Genomic DNA, 18,679 nt, shown 5'->3' with positions numbered 1-18,679 from the left:
CGGGGCGCAAATTCACGCGCTTTGGCGCGACATCAATTCGGTGGCGAAACAGAGCAGTGCCGCAACCGGCAGCGCCAGGCCGATCCAGGACACCAGTGGCCAGCCGCCTTGGGCATACGCCCAACCGCCGACGCCCGAGCCGACTGCGCCGGCGATAAAGAACGTCGCCATGTAGAGCCCGTTCAGGCGGCTGCGATGCGCGGCGCCGAGCGCGAACAGATCCCGATAGCCGAGCACAAGGTTGGTCTGCACGCCGAAGTCGAGGACGATGGCGGCGGCGACCAGCAGCGCCAACGAAAGTGTCGAGCCGCTGGGAGCGATGTGGGTGACAAGAAACGCGACGGCGACGCACAGCATGGCAAAGGCTGTCGCCGGGCGGCTCCAGCCGCGGTCGGCGACCCTTCCGGCGAGCGGCGCGGCGATTGCACCGGCGACGCCGGCCAAAGCGAACAGGCCGATGCCGCGCTGCGTCAAGCCGAAATCGGGTCCGGCCAGCAGCAGCGGCGTCGTCGTCCAGAACAGGCTGAAGGCTGCGAACAGGAAGGCCTGATAGAGAGCCCGCCGCCGCAGCACCGGCGTCGAGCGCGCAATATGCACCATGGACGCCAAAAGCGCACCGTAGCTCAGACGCGCCGTCGGCATGCGTCTGGGCAGCGCGAACCGCAGCACCACGGTCAGCACGATCATGACAATGCAAGAGGTGAAGTAGACCACATGCCAGGACGACAGCGCCGTGATGAAGGAGGAAAACGGCCGTGACAGCATTATACCCAGCAACAACCCCACTGAGACATTGCCGACCACGCGGCCACGCCTGGCTTCCGGCGCGAGGTGCGCCGCATAGGGGATAAGGGTCTGCACAGCGACCGAGCCAAGACCGACAAACAGCATTGCGGCCAGAAAAGCCGCTGGCTGCGTTGATATCGCCGCACCCAGCAAGGCAAGCGTCGCAACGACGAGTATGCCAAGCACGAGCTTGCGGTTCTCGACGAGGTCGCCAAGCGGCACGATGAACAGCAGGCCCACCCCGTAGCCGATCTGCGCCATCGTAACGATCAGGCCCGCCGCATGCGGCGGCAGGCCAAGTTCAGCGCCGATCGGGCCAATCAATGGCTGTGCGTAGTAGATATTGGCGACGATCAGCCCGCAGGCGGCAGCCAGCAAGAAGGTCATCCAACTCGAAATTGTCGTCTCGGCGGGTGCGGTGCCGGATGCGATAATGGTCGTCATGGGCGATGTCCATCGGAACGAAACGTTTCGTTGAATAGAACGAACCGTTCCGTTTCGTCAAGCGATGATGTATGAGCATCTCTTGGCATCAGCGTATTTTGCGGCCAAATGGCTTCATTTGGCGTCCGCACGAACGCTGCAAGGAAAACGAAGGCTTTGCTCCGGATGGCAGGCATCCGGCTGGCAAAAATACGGGGCGAGGCAACAGTTGCCGGCGGGTTGTCGTTTCGGCCGGCACGCAACCGCTTCAGGAGGAACGGCTCATGGGCGAAATCGCCGATCCGGCACGCAAATCGATTGGTGCCAGGCGCAATCCCGACAGCGCCGAAGCCATTCTGGAGGCCGCCGAAGCCGTGCTGATCGAGGCCGGCTATGCCGGCTTCTCGATCGAGGCGGTGGCGCGGCGCGCCCGTGCCGGCAAGCCGACCATCTATCGCTGGTGGCCGAGCAAGGCGGCACTGCTGCTCGAGGTCTACCAGCGCCAGAAGCGCGTCGACATTCCTGATACGGGAAGCCTGGAGGAGGATCTCGTCGGCTTCCTGATCAATCTATTCACGCACTGGCTCGAGACATCGTCTGGCAGTGTTTTCAAGTCGCTGATCGCCGAGGCGCAGTCGGATGAAACCGCGGCGACGGCCCTGGCCGGCTATGCCGGAGCGCGCCGCACCCATACCGGCCAGATCATCGAACGCGCCAAGGCGCGGGGCGAGATCGCCGGCGATATCGATGCGGGTGTCGTTGCCGATCTCATCGCTTCCTACGCCTGGCGGCATCTCCTGACCAACCGGCTCGACGAGCCCGAGGCGACGATACGCAAGATGATCCGCTATCTCCTGCAAGGCATAGCGGCATCAGGCAGATAGCGGCGGCCAACAAAAAAGGGCGCGGCAACCCTTGGCTGCCGCGCCCCTTTGAAGAAATCGTTCAGGCTTACTTGCCGGCTTCCATCGTATCGACGGCCTGCTTCAGCTTGGCGTCGGGGATCTCGACCTTGGCGCCGGCGCGCAGCGACTTGACCAGCGCGAAATACTTGTCGCGGATGACCGCCTGCTTGGCCTGGTCTTTGACGTCGTCGAAGGCCGGCGGCTGCTTGGCGCGCTTGTCCTCGAGCTTGATGACATGCCAGCCGAACTGCGTCTGCACCGGCTCCTTGGTGTATTTGCCGACATCGAGCGCGAAGGCCGCCTTGTCGAACTCCGGCACCATCTGCCCAGGCCCGAACCAGCCGAGATCGCCGCCATTGGACTTGCCCGAGGGATCGCTGGTGTGCTCGTTGGCGAGCTTCTGGAAATCGCCGCCGCCGTCGAGCTGCTTGATGATCGCCTCGGCCTCTTCCTTGGTCTTCACGAGGATGTGACGGGCATGCACCTCGTTGACCGGCGGCGTGTTGGCGATTTCCTGGTCGTAGCGGGCGCGGATCTCGGCGTCGGTGACCTTGTCGACGACGCCTTTCTCGACCATCTCGCCATGCAGCGCGCGCTGCTGCAGGAAGGCCATGCGGCGCTGGAAGTCGGGATCCTTGTCGAGGCCGTCGGTAACGGCCTTGGCGGCCATGACGCGGATCTCGATGGCGGCCGAAAGGGCAGCCGCGCGGCGCTGTTCGGGCGGCAACTGCGCGAATTGCTGCGACAGCTCGCCTTCGGCAAGCACTAGGTCGGCTTCGGTCAGGGGCTGGCCGTTGACCGTTGCGACAACGGCATTCGGGTCGACCGGCGCCGCAGCGGGTGCGGCCGGGGCAGCAGGAGCGGCCTCCTGCGCCATGACGGGCGACAGGCAAAGAGCCGACAGGCCGAAGGCCAGGCCAAGGCTGGCGAGCGACGCACGGCGGAACAACAAGGGCATAAGGATGACTCCGGTGAAGGATTGTAAGGAGGGGTGGCTTCCAGATCAGCCAGATTGTGGCGGAATTTGGCACGACCGGCAGGGCCAGCGCGGCGTTGACATCAGTTGAGCCCCCTCTTATCTGTCCAACGACTTTGCGTCCAGAACCGTTTTCCGGGCGCTTTTTGTGTTTGACCGTATTCAGGCGGTGCGATCACGCGGATTTGATGGGGCCGGCCGGCGCCCGTCTCAAGATTGAGAATTCTATCGAAAGGACCATTGGATGGTCAGTCTCGGCGGTCTCGCCCGTAAGGTTTTCGGTTCCTCCAACGACCGTCGGGTCAAATCGACCCGGCCCCGTGTCGAGGCGATCAACGCCATGGAAAACGAGATGCGAGCGCTCTCCGACGCCGAACTCGCGGGGCGTACGCAAAAATTCCGCCAGGACATCGCCAATGGCGCCAGCCTTGACGACCTTCTGGTCCCGGCCTTCGCCACCGCGCGCGAGGCGGCACGCCGCGTGCTCGGCATGCGCCCCTTCGACGTGCAACTGATCGGCGGCATGGTGCTGCACAATGGCGGCATCGCCGAGATGCGCACCGGCGAGGGCAAGACCCTGGTCGCGACACTGCCGGTCTACCTCAACGCGCTCGCCGGCAACGGCGTCCATGTCGTCACCGTCAACGACTATCTCGCCACCCGCGACTCCGAATGGATGGGCCGTGTCTACAAATTCCTCGGCCTCTCGGTCGGCGTCATCGTCCATGGCCTGTCCGACGAGGAGCGCCGCGTCGCCTACGCGTCCGACGTCACCTACGCCACCAACAACGAGCTCGGCTTCGACTATCTGCGCGACAACATGAAGTACGAGCGCGCCCAGATGGTGCAGCGCGGCCACAATTACGCGATCGTCGACGAAGTCGATTCCATCCTGGTCGACGAGGCGCGCACGCCGCTGATCATTTCCGGTCCGCTCGAGGACCGCTCGGAAATGTACAACACCATCGACACCTTCATCATCCAGCTGCAGCCCCAGGATTATGAAATCGACGAGAAGCAGAAGACCTCGATCTTCACCGAGGAAGGCACCGAGAAGCTGGAGAACCTGCTGCGCGATGCCGGCCTGCTGAAGGGCGAGTCGCTCTATGACGTCGAGAACGTCGCCATCGTCCACCATGTCAACAACGCGCTGAAGGCGCACCGGCTGTTCCAGCGCGACAAGGACTACATCGTGCGCAACGGCGAGATCGTCATCATCGACGAGTTCACCGGCCGCATGATGCCCGGCCGCCGCTATTCGGAAGGCCTGCACCAGGCGCTGGAAGCCAAGGAGCATGTGGCGATCCAGCCGGAGAACCAGACGCTCGCCTCCGTCACCTTCCAGAACTATTTCCGCCTCTACAAGAAGCTGTCCGGCATGACCGGCACGGCGCTGACCGAGGCCGAGGAATTCGGCAACATCTACGGGCTCGAAGTCACCGAGATCCCGACCAATCTGCCGGTCATCCGCAAGGACGAGGACGACGAGGTCTACCGGACGGTCGAGGAGAAGTACAAGGCGATCGTCAAGGAGATCCGCGAAGCCAGCGCCAAGGGCCAGCCGACGCTGGTCGGCACCACCTCGATCGAGAAGTCCGAGCAGCTGGCGGACCGCCTGCGCAAGGAAGGTTTCAAGGATTTCGAGGTGCTGAACGCCCGCCACCACGAGCGCGAGGCGGCGATCGTCGCCCAGGCCGGCAAGCCCGGCGCCATCACCATCGCCACCAACATGGCCGGCCGCGGCACCGACATCAAACTCGGCGGCAACGCCGAAATGCGCATTGCCGACGAACTGGGCGACATGCCTGAGGGCCCGGAGCGCGAGGCGCGCGAAAAGGAAATCAACGCCGACGTCGAGCGCCTGAAGGAAAAGGCGCTGGCCGCCGGCGGCCTCTACGTGCTCGCCACCGAGCGCCATGAATCGCGCCGCATCGACAACCAGTTGCGCGGCCGTTCCGGCCGCCAGGGCGACCCCGGCCGTTCGAAATTCTTCCTGTCGCTGCAGGACGATTTGATGCGCATCTTCGGCTCCGAGCGCATGGACGGCATGCTGCAGAAGCTCGGCCTCAAGGAAGACGAGGCGATCATCCATCCCTGGATCAACAAGGCGCTGGAGAAGGCGCAGAAGAAGGTCGAGGCGCGCAACTTCGACATCCGCAAAAACCTGTTGAAATATGACGACGTCTCCAACGACCAGCGCAAGGTGGTGTTCGAACAACGCATCGAGCTGATGGACGGCGAAGGCCTGTCGGAAACCATTGCCGAGATGCGCGAGGGCGTCATCGACGAGATCGTCGCCAAGGCCATCCCCGAAAACGCCTATGCGGAGCAATGGGATGTCGCCGGCCTCAAGGCCGAGGTCGCCGAATTCCTCAATCTCGACCTGCCGGTCGAGGACTGGGCCAAGGAAGAAGGCATCGCCGAGGACGACATCCGCGAGCGCATCACTGCCGCCGCCGATGCCGCCGCCAAGGAGCGCGCCGAGCGCTTCGGCCCCGAAGTAATGAACTATGTCGAGCGCTCCGTGGTGCTGCAGACGCTCGACCATCTGTGGCGCGAGCACATCGTCAATCTCGACCATCTGCGCTCGGTCGTCGGCTTCCGCGGCTACGCGCAGCGCGATCCGCTGCAGGAGTACAAGGGCGAGGCCTTCGAACTGTTCCAGGCGATGCTGGGCAATCTGCGCCAGGCCGTCACCGCGCAGCTGATGCGCGTCGAACTGGTCCGCCAGGCCGCCGAAGCCCCGCCCCCGGAAGCGCCCGACATGTTCGGCACGCATATTGACGGCACCACCGGCGAGAACGATTTCGAAGGCGGCGAGACTGCCCTCCTGGTGCGCCAGGAGCAGAGCGCCGTCGTCGCCCCCGAAGACCGCGACCCGAACAATCAGGCGACCTGGGGCAAGGTCGGCCGCAACGAAGCCTGCCCCTGCGGCTCCGGCAAGAAATACAAGCACTGCCACGGGGCCTTTGCTTAAGGACGCGCTCTTTCCTTCCCCCCGTGAACGGGGCGAAGGAAGCTCACCCAACCGTTTCTTAATGTGTCTCCGCTACACCAACGCCTGAAAAAGAGGCGGAAAACGGAGAGAGATCGGGGTGCGCTTTTCCGCGGCCACGACTGCCGGGCGGTTCTTGCCGCAGCGTTTGGCGCTGCGTGTCGGGCCGTTGCTTGGCCGCATCGACGCCGTGCTGTTCACCGCCGATGAGCGTGGCGAGGCCGGCCGCATGTCCGTCATCGCCTTCTCCATCCGCATCGTCAGCGCCGTCATCGCCTTCATCAGCCAGGTGCTGATGGCGCGCTGGATGGGCTCGTTCGAATACGGCATCTTCGTGCTGGTCTGGGTGACGATGGTCATCGTCGGCAACCTCGCCTGCCTCGGCTTCCACACCTCGGTCATCCGCTTCATTCCCGAATACCGCGAGCGCGGCCTGATGGACGAACTGCGCGGCATCGTCGTGGCCAGCCGCCTGTTCGTGCTGATCGCCTCCACCATCATCGCCGGGCTTGGCGCGCTCGGTGTCTGGCTGTCGGCGCCGTGGATCGAAAACTATTACGTGATCCCGTTCATCCTCGGCGTCATTTGCCTGCCCATGATCGCGCTGTCGGACCTGTTGCAGGGCCAGGCCAGGGCGAACAGCTGGGCGCTTTTCGCCCTGTCGCCGACCTATCTGATACGGCCGGTGCTGATCCTGCTGTTCATGGCGCTGATGCTTCTTGCCGGCTACGCCGCCGATGCCAGGACGGCGATCTTCGCCTCGATCGCCGCCACCTATGTCACCACCCTCGCCCAGTTGATCGGCGTCACGCACCGCATGGAAAGGCAGATCCCGGCCGGACCGATGAAGGTGCATTTCGCGCAATGGTTCATCGTCTCGCTGCCGATCTTCCTGGTCGAAAGCTTCTTCTTCCTGCTCACCAATGCCGACGTGCTGATGGTCGGCGCCTATATGGATCCCAACGACGTCGCCGTCTATTTCGCCACGGTCAAGACGCTGGCGCTGGTGCATTTCGTCTATTTCGCCGTCAAGGCCGGTGTCGCCCAGCGCTATGCGCAGTTCACCCATGGCGAGCCGGCGAAGCTTGCCGCCTTTGCACGCGAGACGGTGTCCTGGACCTTCTGGCCTTCGCTGCTGATGGCGCTGCTGGTGCTGGCGCTGGGCAAACCCATGCTGGTGCTGTTCGGCCCCGAATTCACGTCGGGCTATCCGCTGCTGTTCCTGCTCGTCTTCGGCGTCGTGGCGCGCGCCGCCGTCGGTCCCTGCGAAAGCCTGCTCACCATGAGCGGCAACCAGAACATCTGCGCCGCCGTCTATGCCATGACACTGGCCTTCAACATCGGCCTCAACGTGGTGCTGATCCCGCATTTCGGCCTGTGGGGCGCCGCCATGGCCACCGCGTTCGCCATGATCTTCGAGGCCAGCGCGCTGTCTTTCACGGTCTGGCGCAAGCTTGGCATCGTCATGGCCATCTTCGTGCCTGCCAAAGGAGCCGCCTGATGGCCGCCATCCCGTTGCTTGAGGAAACCAGCGGCGGCACCGCCGGCGCCATGGTGTCCGGCCTTGCCGGGCTGGCGCGCGATCCCGATCCCGCCCATATCGAAATCCTCGCCAACAACCGGCCGGAACGCAAGCTTGCCATCTACCCGGCGTCCGCCGGCTTCGACCTGGTCGAGGAGCTGGATTATTTGTGCGCCCGCACGATCGAGCCGAACGTCTTCTTCAACCCGCGCTTCCTGGCGCCGGCCATGCCCCGGCTGGAGGATCGCGAGGTGCGCCTGGCGGTGATCCGCGACGGCGACGAATACCGCAACCGGCTGCGCCTGCTGGTGCCGATCTCGGTGGAACGCCCGGTGGTGCCGCTCGGCGTGCCGGTGATGCGCACCTGGTCGAGCCCGTTCGGTCCGCTCGGCACGCCGCTGATCGACCGCGACGATCCGGTCGGCGTCGTCGAGGATTTCTTCTCGATGCTGTCGCGCCCACACCTCAAGCTGCCGAAAGTCTTCGTGCTGCCCGACATCAGGCTGGATGGTCCCGTGGCGAGCCTGCTCGACACCGTGGCCGAGACGCGCGGCCTGACGCTGATCACGACCGGCCAGACCCCGCGCCCCGTGCTGGAGAGCGAGCTCGACGGCGATGACTATCTGAAGGCTTCGCTGCGCCCGCACCATTATCGCGAGTTCCGCCGCCTGAAGCGGCGCCTTGCCGACCTCGGCAGGCTGGAACATGTGGTGGCGCGCGGCCCCGAGGAGATCCGCCACGCCATCGAGGGCTTCCTGACGCTGGAAGCCTCCGGCTGGAAGGGCCGCGAGCGCACCGCCATGGCGATCGACCGCTTCCGCGCCGCCTTTGCCCGCGAGGCGGTGCACCGGCTGGCCGAACAGGACATGTGCCGCATCCATTCGCTGACGCTCGACGGCCGCTCCATCGCTTGCCTGATCGTCTTCGTCGAGGCCGGCGTCGCCTATACCTGGAAGACGGCCTATGACGAGACGCTGGCCGCCTATTCGCCGGGCACGCTGCTGATGATCGAGGTCACCCGGCAGCATCTCGACGATCCCAACATCATGATGACCGATTCCTGCGCGGTGCCGGATCATCCGGTGATGAGCCGGCTCTGGGCCGAGCGCAAGCCGATCGGCACGCTGGTGATCGGGCTGACGCCGGACGCCGACCGCCTCGCCCGCCAGGCCGCCTCGCAGCTGCATCTCTACCGCGAGACCCGCAACATGGCCCGGCTGCTGCGCAACCGCATGAAGAGCCTGCTGAGACGGCGGTAGCCCATGATCCCGAATCCTCGCAGCCGCCGGTGTCATGCCGAGACCTTCGCCACGCGCGCATGCATTGTCGTCGGCCTTTGGTTTCTGTCTGGTCTTGCCTCGGCGGCCAACGCGGCCAATGCGTCGGTCTTCCTCGAAGACCAGACCTGGACCGAACTTCGCGATCGGATCAGTGCCGGGACGACGACGATCATCGTCCCGATAGGCGGCACCGAGCAAAGCGGTCCTGCCATGGCCTTGGGCAAGCACAATATGCGGGTCAAGTTCCTGGCCGAGAAGATTGCCGGTCAACTCGGCAACGCCTTGGTCGCCCCGGTGATCTCCTATGTCCCGGAAGGGACCATCGACCCGCCGAGCGCACATATGCGATTTCCCGGAACGATTACCATCAGCGACAAGATTTTCGAACAATTGCTCGAATCCGCGGCGCGCAGCTTCAAGCTGCACGGCTTCAAGACCATCGTGCTGATCGGCGACCATGGCGGCTATCAAGTCGACGAGCGTCATGTGGCCGATCGTCTGAATGCCGAATGGAGCAAAGGCCCGGTCCGGGTCTTTGCGGCGCTGCAATACTATCAGGTCACCCAGGGCCCCTATGTCGACAAGCTCCTGTCGGCCGGCGCGAGGCAGTCCGAGATCGGAACCCACGCCGGATTGGCCGACACATCGCTGATGCTCGCCATCGACCCTTCCATGGTGCGCAAGGATCGCCTCGCGGCAGCTCCTAAGCTCGGCGCCGGCGACGGCGTCTATGGTGGCGATCCAACACGATCGTCGGCCGAATTCGGTCAACTCGGCGTCGATCTGATCGTCAGCGGGACGACCGAGGCGATCCGCGAATTCACAAGACAGCAGCCCAAATGATCAAGCCATATCGACGGTTCACGAGCTTTCGCGCCCTGCTCGTTTTGTTGCTTGCCCTGTCGCCGGCATCGGCTTGGGCCGACTCGTGCCCGGAGGATTGCAGCGAGCCGCCGCCTGCCCGCTCTCCGGTCAATATCTACGACCAGACAACCTCTGATCATTTGAGCCCGGCCACGATAGGCGCGCTGCCGCGCGTCTATGTTCCGAACCGCTCGTCCAACAGCGTATCGGTCATCGATCCCGCGACGCTCAAGGAGGTCGACAGGTTCCCTGTCGGGCGCAAGCCGCAGCACGTCGTTCCGTCCTGGGATCTGAGCACGCTCTGGGTCGCCAACAACGCCAGCGGCACCAGCAAGGGCAGCGTGACGCCGATCGACCCCAAGACCGCCAGGCCGGGTCACGAAATCCCGGTCGATGACCCCTACAACATGTACTTCATGCCGGATGGAAGTTCGGCCGTCGTCGTCGATGAGGCCTTTCAGCGGCTTGATCTGCGCGATCCGCAGACCATGGCGCTGAAATCGACGATACCGACGCCGACCTGCCCCGGCATCAACCATGCCGATTTCTCCGCCGACAATGCCTACGCCATATTCACCTGCGAATACGGCGATGGCGGACTGTTGAAGGTGGACCTGAAAAACCAGAAGGTGCTCGGCCACCTGGCTCTGTCGAAGATGGGCATGCCGCAGGACATCCGGCTTTCGCCCGACGGCAAGGTCTTCTATGTCGCCGACATGATGAACGACGGCGTGTTCCTGATCGACGGAGACAGCTTTTCCGAGATCGGCTTCATCGCCACCGGCATTGGAACGCACGGCTTTGTCGTGAGCCGCGACGGGACAAAACTCTACGTTTCAAATCGCGGCTCGCACAAGATGGAGCAAGGCCGCGCAAAGGGGCCGGGCAGCGTGACGGTCATCGACTTTGCTTCCCGTTTGGTGGTCGCGCAATGGCCCATACCCGGTGGTGGCAGCCCCGACATGGGCAATGTCAGCGCCGACGGCAGGCAATTGTGGTTGTCCGGCCGCTTCGACAGCGAGGTCTACATGATCGACACCACCTCGGGCGCCGTGACGAAAATCCGCGTCGGCGTCGAGCCTCATGGCCTGACGGTCTGGCCGCAGCCCGGCAGATATTCGCAGGGCCATACCGGCAATATGCGATAGCCATCTCGACCGCGCAGACGCGCGACAGAGCCGTCTGGTGCGCCTGCTTCGTCCAAGGCAAGAAAACCGTTCTCGTCGAAGAGTTGTTGCCACCCCCGCCTCGCGGGTGTGACCAAACTGCACCGCCGATTTCCAGCCGAGGGCCGTCTGGGCGAAGCCGCCCACACGAATGGCACATCGTCACATAACTGTAATGGCGCGCGCCTAGCTAAACACTCGCCACATCCCAACGCGCCGCTCCATCCCCGATGCGCCGCCACATCTCGAGGAAAGACCATGCTTTTGCGCACCATCATCGCCCCATTGGGCGTCTGCTTGTCCATGGCCACATCGGCCTTTGCCGCCGACCTGGTCGAAGCCCTGCCGCCGGCAGCGCCGACCTGGACGATTGCAATCGAGGGGGACCCGGAATTCTACGCCATCGACAATGGCAGCAACACCGCCCGGTCGCTTGCCGACACCTACTTCAAGCTCAGCGTCTCGCACAATTTCGACAATAATTTCGTCGGCGGGATCTTCATCCAGCCAACCTTCAAGACCGGCGGAAAGTCGCAGTACTATGCCGAAGCGAGCCTCGGCTACAAAATCAAGATCACGGATGCCTTCACCCTGACCCCCAGCCTGGGGCTCGGCTACACCTGGCACGATACTGGCATCATCAAGGATGCCGATGCCAACGCGAATGTTCCCTACTACGCCCTCTATCTCGCGGGCGATTGGAAGCTGTCCAAGCAATGGACCTGGAACGTCTTCAACTTCCGCTACCGCAACGCCTTCAGCACCACCTGGGAAACACCGAAACTGGCTACCGGCGTGACCTACAACATCGACTCCGCCAACGCAGTCTATGCCAGCGTCGGCTATTCCTGGAAGAAGACCGATACGACCTCGGCGCCCTACAACGATCTCGCCGGCGACAAATGGAACATCGGGATCGGCTACAAGCACTCGCTCTGATCCGATCGGAGAAGGCACAGGCTGTCGCTGTAGCGCCAGCCTGTGCCCTGAATCATCTCGGCCGCGTCCGATGCAACCGACCCTCTCCGTGGCTTATCGACCTTGCCCCAGGCCATGGGCGGGCAAGCAACATGGATCCTGAAAAAAGGAATGGTGCCCCTAGCCGGGGAGCCAGAACTGAACCTTTTCAATGCTCAATTTCGAAAGTGGGACGGATTGAGCCGTTCAAAATCCTTATGCTTTTCGTCGCACCAGTCCCACCAAAAACCGAGCTTGTATAGCCTTTCCAGCGAGATCGCGAAGTCGACCGGCTCAGAAGCGGATAAGCTGTCTTAGGGGCGGTGTTGGAAGGGGTGTTCGGTCGCAGTTCGCCGATTGACATCCCTGCCGTAGACTGTTGAGAAGCGGTATCACCAGCAACCGGGTTCACCCACTTCATCTATCTAGATCAGAGATCAGAAGTGAGTTTCGTAAGGAGTGCCCGTCCTCTGCTGGGCGAGATCGCGGGGGAATAGAATGTCCGACGGGACCGGCGACTTCGTGCAACTTAACCGCACCTTCCATGATCTCGGCCTGAGCGAGGAAGCAGGTAAAGAGCCAGCTTTGTTCCGCCTGACGGGTCGAGGCGTGCCGCTGATATGGCCTGAGCTTCTGCAGGAGCCCCGTGTCGTCCTCCTCTCCGAGGCGGGATCGGGTAAGACCGAGGAGATTAGGCACGCTTGCCTCGACCTACGTCGCGAGAAGAAGCACGCTTTTTTCCTGCGCATCGAACATCTTGTCCAAGACTTCGAGACCTCGTTCGAGTTGGGTACGCTCGAGGAGTTCGAGGCGTGGATCGGCTCTGGTGAGGAGGGGTGGCTTCTTCTTGACTCGGTCGACGAGGCGAGACTGAAGGACCCGAAAGACTTCGAGCGCGCGATCAAAAAGATCGGTCTCAAGTTGCGCGGCGTACTGCAGCGCGCTCACATTGTCATCACGGGTAGGACCGACGCTTGGCGGCCGAAAACCGACCTGCTGATCTGTGAAACGTCGCTGCCGTGGCAAGCACCGGAGAGCGAACCAGCCGAGGAACAGGACTCTGACGAGGCTATCGGAACTGCAGACGCCGCAGGCAGGAAACGACGGAAGTCTCCGTTTCGCCTCGTCACGTTGGACGACCTGCACGGCGAGCAGGTGGAGCGCTTCTTGAGCGCGAAGGGCGTCGCGGACATCAAGGCTTTTAGGAAAGCAGTCGACCGGGCGGAAGCATCGTCGTTCACTGCCCGCCCCCTGGATTTGGCCGAGACGGTCGAGTTCTGGAATGCCCATCACGAGATCGGCTCCCGGCTCGACCTGATGCGAGCCAGCATCGATAAGCGTTTAGAGGAGCGCGACCAGGACCGAGCCGACACTAACCCAATCTCGAAGGAGCGGATCCGCGACGGAGCGCGATTGTTGGCTGCTGCGGCGACTTTGGCGAAGCAGTCTGCCATTCGCGTCCCCGACGGGCAGCAGAACGATCGCGGCCTCTCTATCAAAGAGGTCCTCACCGGCTGGGATGATGCCGACTGCAGGACGCTTTTGACCAGGCCGATATTTGATGAAGGCATCTACGGCACAGTTCGGTTCCATCACCGCTCGGTACGCGAGTTCCTCACGGCGGAATGGCTTCACACCCTTCTCGTTGACGAAGGTTCGCGGGCGAAGATCGAGAACCTCTTTTTTCGGCGCCAGTACGGCGTTGAGGTTGTCGTCCCAACCATGCGGCCAATCCTTCCATGGCTAGCGATCTTGGACCCTCGAATTCTCGACCGCATCATTCGTCTGGCGCCCGAAGTTCTTTTCGAGGGCGGTGACCCGGCCCAACTTCCAGTGCAGACGCGCGCCCACATCCTGCGAGAGGCATGCGAGCAACTCTCCCAGCCAGCTCACGGCCGAAGCGTTACCGACTACTCGGCTGTCCAGCGCTTCACGAACCCGGACCTCGCAGACGTCATTCGTCAGCTCCTCGATAAGCACAAAGACGACGACGACATTGTCTGGTTCCTGCTGAGGATGGTCTACCAGGGCGGCATCGATGCGTTAGCTGACAAGGCCAAGCATTTCGCGATCACGTCACGGGCCAAATACACCCGCATGGCCGCAATCCGTGCGGTGATCGAGGTCGGATCGCCCGAAGATGCTTACGAGGTGCGCGAAGCCTTCCTGACGGAAGGCTCCTTCCTATGCCGGAGCTGGCTGAGCGAGCTAATAGATGGTCTCGGAACTCGCCAAGAGGACCTACAGTGGCTGATTGAGGCGCTAGCTCTAGCCGCCCCCAAGCAGCAGTTCGATATCGATCCATTCTCCGACACCCTTCGCGGTTACGTGTCCACGCTGACTCCGTCGATGTTGGCGATACTTCTCGAAGGGGTGGGCAAACTGCTAGCTCGCAAGCCACTCATCGAGCGACATCGCTGCGAGATATCGAAACAATATGGCTGGCTGGGCCAAGCCGCAGCCCAAATCCTGTTGAGGATGATCGAGCACCGCGATCCAGCCACCCTTGAGAAGACAGCACTGTCGATCTTGCGTCAGCTTCCGATCGTCGAGGACTACCACCGCTACCCCTTTGAGGAGATCCGCAAGGAGCTGCCGAAGATGGTTCGCGAATGGCCGGAACTGAACTGTTCGCTGTTCTGGTATAGCATCGCCGAGGAGCGCGCGCGGCTTATACGCACCAAAGGCGAGCGTCTCACCGACTACTGGCAGGCCTCGATATTCGGCGCGTACTGGGCATTCGATGCGTCCGATTTCGAGAATATGTGCTCGGAGATGGCCAAGCGGCCACTAATGGAAGACAAACTCGTCGCACTGTCCTTGGCCTTTGCACTCTACCAGCAGAACGGGCGCCGACAGGCGTGGCGGGAGCGCCTTAAGAAGGCGGCCACCGCGAATGCTGAGGTTGAGGCCGAACTGAACAAGCTGCTGGCGCACGTACCGAAGGCGGTCAACAAGTTCAAGCGTCGGGAGGCGGCCTGGAGGCGCCAATCCCAGCGGGAGGCCGCCAAGGAGACGGCCGCGATGGAGAAGGCAAGGCTGATCCTGACAGGTCGCCTAGCGACGATCCGGGACTCCGGCACGCCAGGAAAGATTTCCGTTGACCAGCATTATCTGCACGAGCAAATGCGTAGAGGCGACAGCCAGAACAACTGGTGGACGGACGGCAACTGGCGCACACTCGTCCCGATGTTCGGCGAGCCTGTGGCGCTCGCATTTCGGGACGGTGCGGTTGGATACTGGCGTCAGTATAGGCCCAGGCTGCGGGCTGAGGGCGCTGTTGCCAACACGCCGTTCGAGACGATCTTCGGCCTGACCGGGCTTGCGATCGAGGCACGGGAGACGCCCAATTGGCCCTCCGCCCTCACCTCGGCCGACGCGGAGCTTGCGACGCGGTATGCGCTGCGAGAGCTGAATGGGTTCCCCGCCTGGCTGCCACGGCTGTACAAGGCGTTTCCCACGCAGGTGCTGGAAGTCTTCCTGACTGAGATCAAGTACGAGCTCTCGACCGAGACCGAGGACGGCGAAAGCCACTACGCCCTGTATGATGTCAGCTGGCACGGGGACTGGCTGTGGGACCGTCTCGCTCCGGCGCTTGTTCCAGAATTGCGCACTAAGCGGGCCAACATCCGGAACCTCGGCTACCTTCTGGCAATCGTGAATAGGTCTTCGATCGACGATGAGACGATTGCCGCGATTGCATCCCAGAAGGCGAACGCTGCGCGCAATTCGAGCTTCGCCCCGATATGGTTCGCTGCGTGGGTTGGTGTCGATCCAAGCGCGGCAATACCTGCGCTGGCGGCTCGGTTCGCTGGTATGACCGACCCAGCCGAACAGACCAACCTCGCCCTCGGCTTCGTCGTCGCGCTTATCGGAGGCCGCTCGCAGGAGGGGCGCGCTAGGCAACAGTTCCGCACTGTTGAGCATATGAAGTCACTTTACCTTCTGATGACCCGCTACATTCGCCAGAGTGAGGACATCCACCGAGCCGGTAAGGGGGTCTACTCCCCGGGGCTGCGCGACGATGCTCAGGATGCCCGAAACGCTCTGAGCGCCTTCATACGCGAAACGCCGGGCAAGGCAGCCTTCCTTGCTCTAATCGAGATGGCCCGCGCACATCCTGACAAGGAGTCTAGGCCATGGATGGGATACCACGCGAAGGCGAGGGCCACTGAGGATGCCGACATGGAGGCATGGACACCGACTCAAGTCCAAGAGTTCGGCAAGTCGCTGATCGCCACGCCCGCGAACCACCGGGAGCTCTGGTATCACGCCATAGACAAGCTTGATGCACTGAAGCACGACCTGGAGAACGGCGACTCCAGCATCGCCTCGATCCTTCAGGCGGTCGATCAGGAGACAGAGTTTAGAAAATTCATAGGTGGATGGTGCCGTGACCATTCGGCAGGCCGCTACGTCATTCCACAAGAGGAGGAGTTAGCGGATGCCAAGCGCCCCGACCTACGCTTCTTAGGCGCCGGTTTCGACGCTCCGGTGCCGGCCGAACTCAAGCTCGCCGACAAATGGACCGGTCCCCACCTCTTCGAGCGCCTCGAGATCCAGCTGTGTGGTGACTATCTCCGTGACGTCCGCTCCAGTCGCGGGATCTTTGTTCTCGTCTATTTGGGCGAAAAATCGTACTGGGACCTACCGAACGGTGGCCGTGCCAGCACATTCGAAATGCTGACCGACGAACTCCAACGCCATTGGACGCTCATCTCGAACGACTACCCCGGCGTCGAGGACATCCGCGTCATCGGTATCGATCTCACCCGACGGGGGATCGACACCAAGACTCGCAAGGCGGCCAACAAGGCGACGAAGGTCGCCAAGAAAGAGGGAAAGCAGGCGAAAAGCCGGTCGGGAAAGAAGACGTCTGCCGAAGACCTCAGCTTGGCCGCCTCACAGAGAACAGCTCCCTCTCGACAGGGAGCAGGGCGGCCACAATAGCAGCCAGGTGAAAAGAAGGGGTGAGATGGCGAGATCACCCGCTCGCTCTGTCCGCAGTGAAAGCGGCGGGGAGACCGGACGATACGCAGCCGCTACTCCTGCGTAGTAACCTTGTTAGAGTCCGGTGTCTCGACCCGGAGGCCTTTGATTTGCGTGCTCGTGCTTCGGGGGCTGGGATAATTATAGCGCCCCTCGTAAGCATCCTCGACCACAACCGTCCCATTGTCGAGTTTACGGGTGCGGAATGGTGTCTTGGTGTCACGCTTGATGCCGCTTGGAACCATGGCGCCCTCTTTCAGTTCAGCACTCGGCCGACCACGTCGGCCCAACGCTTCAGTATCTGAACAAAATCAACGCTCGGAACTCCAGCGTTGTCCTCCCATCCTGCTGCAGCAGCAGATTGGTTTGAGTCAATAGATAGTACACCTGCGAGGCTTAATCCACCGATAACACCGTCTTCGACGGTAGGGGCCCGTCGGAGGTCGAATACAGGCACGCTGGCAACCGCCCGCCGGTCCCCCGGAATTTTGTTACACTGCGCCTGGTTCATACCTGACGCCTCGGGACGACCTTTAACGCGTGTCCAGTCCGACACGATGGGAAGCGTCGTCCGCACCGCGTCTCCTGGTGGGCCTGCCTCCCTAGGTAGTTGAAGGTCTACGTCAGGATCACTGGCCATCCCGTGCTGGTACACGATTACGAAATGATCTCTCCCGCCATGCGGGAACATGACATTGCACCGGATTTGACCTGATTTAGGAAAGGCCGAGGCAACCTCTTGGGCGAAGCCGGCGAGAACGGTCTGGAAAACCGCTCTATCCCCATAGACAGCTTCCAACTGGCCTACCGGATCACTAAGCATAGCTCGGGGATCGCCGAAGCGCCTTAAGAAGAAGCTCTGCGTCTCACGCTGACCATCATTGTATAGTCCACGCCGCCGGGCTGAGCTGAGTTTGAAATCCAGGGTCCGAACGTCGGGCGCTATCGGAACCTCGACGTGCATCAGTCGGTTCGAAGTTCCACGCAGAAGCGCGTCTCCGCTTTCCAGCGCGGTCTCGAGCATGTCCATGAAGAAACCGCGAACGCCAGCGTCCGGCGGATCTCCTGTTGGAAGTTGGGTTGTGAGATCGAATGCAACCAGCGGAAAGCCGTCGCGGTCACGCTCGGCATCAAACAACCAAACCGGCAAGTTGCTAGCCAGCCCTCCGTCTACAAGCGCAGCCCGATGCAACATTACTGGCTGGAACAGAAACGGGTACGCGCAAGACGCGCGGACCGCAGTCAACACGTTATGCGTGGGGCTTTCCGCCACGTCGCCCATAACCACACCCCTCCGGGTCTGCAGGTTCGCAGCGACAACGCGAAGCGGCTTGCATCCCAACTTCTGAAGATCGGCAAAGGTGATTTCGGTGCGATTTTCCAGCGCCCGATGTTTGCGAACGATGAACTCGCGCAGCTTGCTTTCCAGCCTGACGCCCGAATAGAGGCCCCGGGCCGTCAGAACCTCACTCACCCTTTTGCGCGAGGCCAACACGTTCCAGCCTGCCATAGCACCGCCGAAAAAGGATTGGACAGCGGCAAGCTCATCTACCATCCCTCCCCAGAACGGTAGTCCAGCGCCATTATCATCAAGGAGCTCATTGAAGTTCAACTCATCGCACATGACGCCAAGCAGTTCGTCAGGGGTATAGCCGACGCTGGCCAGCAACGCGACAATGCTTCCGGCAGAAGTGCCTCCGTATCCGACGAACTCGACGTTCATCTCCGCAGCACCCTTAAGGCACCCGGCGAGCGCGGCTCCCTTAACACCGCCGCCGTCCAAAACAGCGTATGCCTTCATCGCTCAACCTGATTT

11 protein-coding genes are annotated in these 18,679 nt (G+C 62.3%); 8 read left to right on the top strand and 3 right to left on the bottom strand.

What is annotated here, in order from left to right:
- Positions 1-12: 12 nt before the first annotated feature.
- Positions 13-1,230 (bottom strand): MFS transporter, encoded by a 1,218-nt coding sequence (locus JG747_RS08255; RefSeq protein ID WP_202361551.1) that lies wholly within the window; start codon positions 1,228-1,230, stop codon positions 13-15.
- A gap of 263 nt (positions 1,231-1,493) precedes the next feature.
- Between JG747_RS08255 and JG747_RS08250 the strand changes: the two genes are divergently transcribed.
- A complete protein-coding gene (locus JG747_RS08250; protein WP_027047427.1) occupies positions 1,494-2,093 on the top strand; it encodes a TetR/AcrR family transcriptional regulator in 600 nt (199 codons plus the stop codon).
- A 67-nt stretch (positions 2,094-2,160) separates the two neighbouring features.
- On the opposite strand, the gene JG747_RS08245 is transcribed toward JG747_RS08250, so the two are convergent.
- A complete protein-coding gene (locus JG747_RS08245) occupies positions 2,161-3,072 on the bottom strand; it encodes a peptidylprolyl isomerase (RefSeq protein ID WP_019861368.1) in 912 nt (303 codons plus the stop codon).
- Between the two features lie 262 nt (positions 3,073-3,334).
- On the opposite strand from JG747_RS08245, the gene secA reads away from it, so the two are divergent.
- From secA to JG747_RS08210, 7 genes are all read left to right on the top strand, one after another.
- A complete protein-coding gene (gene secA, locus JG747_RS08240) occupies positions 3,335-6,067 on the top strand; it encodes a preprotein translocase subunit SecA (RefSeq protein ID WP_019861369.1) in 2,733 nt (910 codons plus the stop codon).
- A gap of 118 nt (positions 6,068-6,185) precedes the next feature.
- Positions 6,186-7,586 carry a lipopolysaccharide biosynthesis protein gene (locus JG747_RS08235; RefSeq protein WP_019861371.1) on the top strand — a complete coding sequence of 467 codons (1,401 nt, stop codon included), beginning with the start codon at positions 6,186-6,188 and terminating at the stop codon, positions 7,584-7,586.
- On the top strand, positions 7,586-8,866 hold the full coding sequence (locus JG747_RS08230; RefSeq protein ID WP_027047428.1) for a GNAT family N-acetyltransferase: 1,281 nt from the start codon (positions 7,586-7,588) through the stop codon (positions 8,864-8,866). Before JG747_RS08235 ends, JG747_RS08230 begins: the two co-directional genes overlap by 1 nt.
- Positions 8,867-8,869: 3 nt before the next feature.
- Complete coding sequence (locus tag JG747_RS08225; RefSeq protein WP_019861373.1) at positions 8,870-9,730, top strand: creatininase family protein; 861 nt, start codon at positions 8,870-8,872, stop codon at positions 9,728-9,730.
- Complete coding sequence (locus JG747_RS08220; RefSeq protein ID WP_019861374.1) at positions 9,727-10,899, top strand: YVTN family beta-propeller repeat protein; 1,173 nt, start codon at positions 9,727-9,729, stop codon at positions 10,897-10,899. The genes JG747_RS08225 and JG747_RS08220 overlap by 4 nt, the downstream gene beginning before the upstream one ends.
- A gap of 276 nt (positions 10,900-11,175) precedes the next feature.
- The gene (locus JG747_RS08215; protein WP_202361550.1) at positions 11,176-11,856 is read left to right on the top strand and encodes a hypothetical protein; all 681 of its coding nucleotides are present in this window, start codon (positions 11,176-11,178) and stop codon (positions 11,854-11,856) included.
- A 516-nt stretch (positions 11,857-12,372) separates the two neighbouring features.
- A complete protein-coding gene (locus tag JG747_RS08210) occupies positions 12,373-16,824 on the top strand; it encodes a hypothetical protein (RefSeq protein ID WP_202361549.1) in 4,452 nt (1,483 codons plus the stop codon).
- Between the two features lie 295 nt (positions 16,825-17,119).
- On the opposite strand, the gene JG747_RS08205 is transcribed toward JG747_RS08210, so the two are convergent.
- Positions 17,120-18,664, bottom strand: a complete 1,545-nt coding sequence (locus JG747_RS08205) for a patatin-like phospholipase family protein (protein WP_202361548.1) — start codon at positions 18,662-18,664, stop codon at positions 17,120-17,122.
- Between the last annotated feature and the right edge of the window lie 15 nt (positions 18,665-18,679).

This window comes from Mesorhizobium sp. 131-3-5 (assembly GCF_016756575.1).
GTDB classification, from domain to species: domain Bacteria; phylum Pseudomonadota; class Alphaproteobacteria; order Rhizobiales; family Rhizobiaceae; genus Mesorhizobium; species Mesorhizobium jarvisii.
This window is presented reverse-complemented; position numbering and strand designations above follow the sequence as displayed.